General features: G+C 49.8%; 7 protein-coding genes. All 7 read left to right on the top strand.

The genetic code is table 11. From position 1 onward, the window contains the following. Window positions 1-131 precede the first annotated feature (131 nt). The 7 genes from ACTOY7_RS18560 to iadA all read left to right on the top strand — a co-directional run bounded on the left by ACTOY7_RS18560 (window position 132) and on the right by iadA (window position 5,998). A complete protein-coding gene (locus ACTOY7_RS18560) occupies window positions 132-401 on the top strand; it encodes an AbrB/MazE/SpoVT family DNA-binding domain-containing protein (RefSeq protein ID WP_004068734.1) in 270 nt (89 codons plus the stop codon). Further along, a complete protein-coding gene (locus ACTOY7_RS18555; RefSeq protein WP_004068732.1) occupies window positions 392-793 on the top strand; it encodes a putative toxin-antitoxin system toxin component, PIN family in 402 nt (133 codons plus the stop codon). The genes ACTOY7_RS18560 and ACTOY7_RS18555 overlap by 10 nt, the downstream gene beginning before the upstream one ends. A gap of 320 nt (window positions 794-1,113) precedes the next feature. Continuing rightward, on the top strand, window positions 1,114-2,106 hold the full coding sequence (gene pta, locus ACTOY7_RS18550) for a phosphate acetyltransferase (protein ID WP_004068730.1): 993 nt from the start codon (window positions 1,114-1,116) through the stop codon (window positions 2,104-2,106). A gap of 133 nt (window positions 2,107-2,239) precedes the next feature. After that, the gene (locus ACTOY7_RS18545; RefSeq protein WP_160280728.1) at window positions 2,240-3,433 is read left to right on the top strand and encodes an acetate kinase; all 1,194 of its coding nucleotides are present in this window, start codon (window positions 2,240-2,242) and stop codon (window positions 3,431-3,433) included. A gap of 263 nt (window positions 3,434-3,696) precedes the next feature. Then, window positions 3,697-4,224 (top strand): YceD family protein, encoded by a 528-nt coding sequence (locus ACTOY7_RS18540; RefSeq protein WP_160280727.1) that lies wholly within the window; start codon window positions 3,697-3,699, stop codon window positions 4,222-4,224. 3 nt (window positions 4,225-4,227) lie between these two features. After that, the gene (rpmF, locus tag ACTOY7_RS18535) at window positions 4,228-4,407 is read left to right on the top strand and encodes a 50S ribosomal protein L32 (protein WP_004068723.1); all 180 of its coding nucleotides are present in this window, start codon (window positions 4,228-4,230) and stop codon (window positions 4,405-4,407) included. A gap of 379 nt (window positions 4,408-4,786) precedes the next feature. After that, on the top strand, window positions 4,787-5,998 hold the full coding sequence (gene iadA / locus ACTOY7_RS18530; protein ID WP_300885117.1) for a beta-aspartyl-peptidase: 1,212 nt from the start codon (window positions 4,787-4,789) through the stop codon (window positions 5,996-5,998). Window positions 5,999-6,000: the final 2 nt, after the last annotated feature.

Here is a 6,000-nt window from a genome sequence, read left to right as displayed (position 1 = left end):
TCTCTGAAAATAAGAATACACCCATTTAGTCTATATGGAAATATGGAATCGAAGCTTTCGTCATCATTTGTGCCGCCGCAGGCGGTATGGTAACAAATTTGTAAGAAATTTATTTGCAGGAGGTATTGGATATGGAATTAGCAAAAGTAACGTCAAAGGGTCAGGTTACAATCCCTGCGGCAATCCGTAAACTGCTTGGCATTCAGGAAGGAGATAAAATTCTGTTTGTTGAGGAAGGGGAGAAGGTCGTTATGGTGAATGCTTCCACAAACGCACTGTTAAAAGCACAGAAAGCTTTTGAAGGGGTTGCGGAGGAGAGCGGCATTCGTAATGAACAGGATGTGATAGATTTGGTAAAAGAAGTCCGTGCGGAGAGAGGTGATGTATATATATGCGAATAATGCTTGATACGAATGTATTGATCTCCATGATATTGTTTCCAGGCAAAGCATTTCAAAAGATGCTGGATTTTATTACCCGGAGTCATCATCTCGTTCTTTCATCGTTTGTAGTCGATGAATTATTTGCAGTAGTCGAACGCAAATTCCCAGGTAAGAGGAAAGCAATTGATGAATATCTTTTAAATTTGGCGTATGAACTGGTTTATACCCCGCGTCACATGCCAGGCGGGCTGTTCGAAATCAGGGATGTAAATGACTACCCTGTACTTTATACGGCAATCATTGAAAATGTGGATATTTTCATTACCGGTGATAAAGATTTTCTGGGGATTGGCGTTGAAATACCGGAGATTATGACTCCGGCAGATTTTATGGAAAAATATGTTCCATAATTATAAACGGTGCGGTGTATCGGTGTATCTCACTTTGGGGGATGTGTTTTATGAGGCGGGAAGTAGATGTATACGGATTCCGTCCGCAGTGCAGCTCGATTACGCTGCGCTTCATCTCGCTCACGGGCATGCGCCCTATGAAAAAGAACAGGAAAGATTCTGCTTACGTGCGAGCACGACGCAGCCTCTTTCCTGTTCTTTTTCGCACTGCTCATTGCCAACGTGGAGATTGTTCTTAAAAATAGACATGGAAATATCTTGTATACAAAAAATGATTGCGTTATAATAATAGGCAGAAAAAGGAAAGGTGGCTTTTAATTATGGGATTTATTGATGAAATCAAAGCAAGAGCAAAGACAGACATTAAGACGATCGTGCTTCCGGAGACGGAAGACGAGAGAACCTACAAGGCTGCTGAGGCGGTTTTGAAGGAAGGGACAGCGAAGCTGATCCTGGTGGGAAGCAAGGAAGAGATTGAGAAGATGGGAGCAGGATATGACATTTCCGGGGCAACCATCGTGGATCCCGCGACCAGCGAAAAGACAGAGAGCTACATTGCAAAGCTGGTGGAATTACGCCAGAAAAAGGGCATGACCGAGGAGCAGGCAAAGGAACTTCTGCTGAACAATTATCTGTATTACGGCGTCATGATGGTAAAGATGGGCGATGCGGACGGTATGGTATCCGGCGCATGCCATTCTACGGCTGATACCCTTCGTCCCTGCCTGCAGATCTTAAAGACAAAACCGGGTACAAAGCTGGTTTCCGCATTTTTCGTGATCGTAGTTCCAAATTGCGATATGGGTGCGGACGGAACCTTTATCTTCGGAGATTCCGGTCTGGAGCAGAATCCGGATCCGGAGAAGCTGGCGAACATCGCGGTATCTTCCGCAGAGTCCTTCCGTATTCTGACTGGCAAGGAGCCGGTTGTGGCAATGCTTTCCCACTCTACAAAGGGAAGCGCAAAGCATGCGGACGTGGACAAGGTTGTGGAAGCGACCCGGATCGCAAAGGAGCTGGCGCCGGAATTGAAGCTGGACGGCGAACTGCAGCTTGACGCGGCGATCGTTCCTTCCGTAGGAGAATCCAAGGCTCCGGGCAGCCCGGTAGCAGGACATGCCAATGTACTGATCTTCCCGGATCTGGATGCAGGTAATATCGGATACAAGCTGGCGCAGAGACTGGCAAAGGCAGAGGCTTACGGACCGCTTACCCAGGGAATCGCCGCTCCGGTCAACGATCTGTCCCGGGGCTGCAGCGCGGAAGACATTGAAGGTGTGGTTGCAATCACAGCAGTACAGGCACAGGGCTGAGATGACCGGGAGTACATTGTAACGAAAAAAGTATATCCAGGGGCATCCTATCGTGTATGCCCTTGCAGGGCGGGCGTATTTCGTCCGATAAAGTATGAAAAGGATATCATAATATCAGGAGGAACATAAGGAAATGAATGTTTTAGTGATAAATTGCGGAAGCTCTTCTTTAAAATTCCAGTTGATCAATTCCGATTCCGAGGAAGTCCTGGCAAAGGGACTCTGCGAGCGGATCGGGATTGACGGAAGCCTGACCTATCAGCCGGCAGGCGGCGAAAAGGTAAAGTCCGACAAGGCAATGCCGACCCATACCGAGGCCATCCAGTTTGTGATCGACGCCCTGACAGATCCCGACACCGGCGTTGTTAAGAGCCTGGACGAGATCGGAGCGGTTGGACACCGTGTGGTACACGGGGGAGAAAAATTTGCATCCTCCGCAGTCATTACAGAGGAAATGAAAAAAGCAGTGGAAGAATGCAACGACCTTGCGCCGCTGCACAACCCGGCGAACCTGATCGGAATCAACGCGTGTGAGAAGCTGATGCCGGGCACCCCCATGGTAGGTGTATTCGATACAGCGTTCCACCAGACCATGCCGGAAAAGGCGTATATGTACGGCCTGCCCTATGCATACTATGATAAGTATAAAGTAAGACGTTACGGCTTCCACGGGACAAGCCACAGCTTCGTATCCAAGAGGGTTGCGGAGATCGTTGGGGTTCCCTATGAGGCGACCAAGACCATCGTATGCCACCTTGGAAACGGCGCCAGCATCTGTGCGGTGCTGAACGGAAAATCCGTAGACACCTCCATGGGACTGACCCCGCTGGAAGGTTTGGTGATGGGAACCCGTTCCGGGGACATTGACCCGGCGATCCTGGAGTTTATTGCAAAGAAGGAGAACTTAGACGTTGCGGGACTGATGAAGATGCTGAACAAGGAATCCGGTGTATACGGACTTTCCGACGGCGTGTCCAGCGATTTCCGTGATCTGTGCGCGGCGGCGGATGAAGGCAAAAAGCCGGCCCAGATCGCCCTGGAGGTCTTCGGCTACAGAGTGGCAAAATACGTCGGCTCCTATGCGGCGGCCATGAACGGCGTGGACAACATCGTATTTACCGCAGGCATCGGCGAAAACGACGGGGATATGCGCGAGAGGATCTGCGGATATCTGGGATATCTGGGCATCGAGATCGATAAAGAGGCGAATGCAAAGCGGGGCGAGGAAGTGATCATTTCCACTCCGGATTCCAGGGTAAAGGTTCTGGTGGTTCCGACCAACGAAGAACTGGCCATTGCAAGAGAGACGGTAGCGCTTGTACAATAATATGACGATTTGTGTTACTATTCACGGTGCCTTGCACCTTTCTGCAAGGCATCCGGCCAGCAAAATAGCGGTTTTTTGGCATCCAGCCTCTCGCCGACAGGCGACTTTTCAATGGGCTGGATGCGTTACAGCTCGCAGCCGATTAGATAATAGGCTATGAACTGCGGCAAATCGTTAAGATTTTTTCCGAAAACCTGATTTTTTGGTTGACAAACCGATTTCTCATGATATAATAGTTTAGGTATGAATAGGAGTAAACAGCAATGTTGATGAACCTGTCAGGCGTATTATCAGAACAGCATAGGCCCATAGACGAGATGGTTTTGCCAGAGTTGGATTCTGTTCAGCTAAAGTCCGGGGCGTATCCAGTGATCCGCAGGGATCCGGTACATGTGACTGTTATGCACAGGAAGGACAGGGAGCTGCAGATTCAGGCGGATGGGAAGGTTATGCTTCGGATTCCATGTGACCGCTGTCTGGAAGAAGTGGAGTATGAGTTTCCGCTTCATTTTACCAGATATGTGGATTTGGGGTGTTCGGATGCTGAACTGAGAGAAGGATTCGACGAATCTGACTTTATCAACGGATATCATCTTGACGTGGACAAGATGCTCTTTCAGGAGATTTTGATGTGCTGGCCGGAGAAGGTGCTCTGCATGGAAGACTGCAGAGGAATCTGCAATGTATGCGGCCAGAACCTGAATAAAGGGAGCTGTGACTGCGAGGATACAGGGCTTGACCCAAGGATGTCCGTTGTCCGTGAATTGTTTAAGAATTTTAAGGAGGTGTAACCGATGTCGATCTGTCCAAAAAATAAATCTTCAAAAGCCAGAAGAGACAAGAGAAGAGCTAATTGGAAGATGAGCGCTCCGAACCTGGTAAAGTGCAGCAAGTGCGGAGAACTTATGATGCCTCACAGAGTATGTAAGGCATGCGGCTCATACAACAAAAAAGAGATCATTTCCGTTGATTAATGACGGAGGAGAGAGACTTTCCAGGTTTGGAAGGTCTTTTTTATTCTTAATAGGAAACTTCTCCGAATTTTCCTATAGAACAAAAACCCTCCGGGGGATGCGCGCTGCGCGCATAAGGAAAATAGCTGCTGTTGCAGCCGCGCTCCGGCGCAAGTGTGCGTCAAGTCGCATACGTTTCTTATATATTACTTACTAAGGTATCGGGGCAGAAGACTACCGTGCACGGCCTGACCGGCCGCGAATGGTAATGGCAGAAAATCAACACTTTGACCTGCTGAAAAAATGATTGATAACCCGGATTTTTACGAGTATACTATAACTAAACGTATGACTGCGGATTATTCTGCAGAATGGAAGCTCGGAAAAGGAGGAAAAAACCATGCTGATACTGATCCGGAACGCAAAGGTATTTGCGCCGGAAGAACTGGGAGTACAGGATGTTCTGACAGCCGATTCCAGGATATTAAAGATCGCTCCCCATATTCCGGCTGTCGAGGAATACGATGTCCGTACGATTGACGGGACAGGCATGCTGCTGTTCCCGGGATTCATTGACTGCCATGTACATATCCTGGGAGGCGGCGGAGAGGGGAGCTATCACACGAGGACACCGGAGATCATGCTCACGGATATCACTATGGGCGGGGTAACTACGGTTGTGGGCTGTCTGGGAACCGACGGTACGACGCGGAATATGGCGTCACTCCTGGCAAAGGCCAGAGGGTTGGAGGAGGAGGGAATCACCGCGTACATTTATTCCGGTTCGTACCAGATTCCGGTGCGTACGCTGACTGGGAATCTGGTGGATGACCTGATCCTCATCGACAAAGTAATAGGCTGCGGAGAGATCGCCATTTCCGACCACCGTTCCTCCCAGCCCACAGAAGAGGAATTCGCGAAGATCGTGGGAGACACGAGAGTCGGCGGGATTCTTTCCGGGAAGGCCGGACTGGTGAATATCCACATGGGGGATGGGAAGCGGATGCTCTCGTACCTGCGCTATGTAGCGGAGGAGACGGAGATCCCAACCTCCAATATGCTGCCTACTCATATCAACCGGAGTGCCCGGCTTTTGCATGACGGTATCGATTACGCGAAAACTCTGGGAGGCTTTGTGGATCTGACGACAAGCTCAGATCCGGATTTTCTGGAAGAGGACGAGGTAAAAGCAAGCACCGGCCTGAAAATGATGCTGGACGCAGGAGTGCCGGAGCATCAGATCACATTTTCCTCAGATGGACAGGGCAGTATCCCGATTTTCAGTAAAAGCGGGGAACTTGCCGGGCTGGGGGTGGGGAAAGTAAGCTCTCTGTACCGGGAGGTCCGGGATGCGGTCCTGACAAACCATGTGGGTCTGACGCAGGCGCTGAAAACTGTGACTTCAAACCCCGCGGATCTGCTGAAGCTCACGCAAAAGGGGCGTATCGCCGTGGGAAAGGATGCCGACCTGGTGCTTGCAGAGGAGGATACTATGGACATACATACTGTGATAGCAAAGGGAAAGCTCATGGTATACCAAAAGACGGCTGTCCGAAAAGGAACGTTTGAATCAGACGGAATCGCGGGTGTATCCGCGAAGGGACAGAACTGATT

It is taken from the genome of Schaedlerella sp. (genome assembly GCF_056796775.1).
Note: the sequence above shows the minus strand (reverse complement) of the source record. Positions and strands in the feature narration are given on the sequence as shown.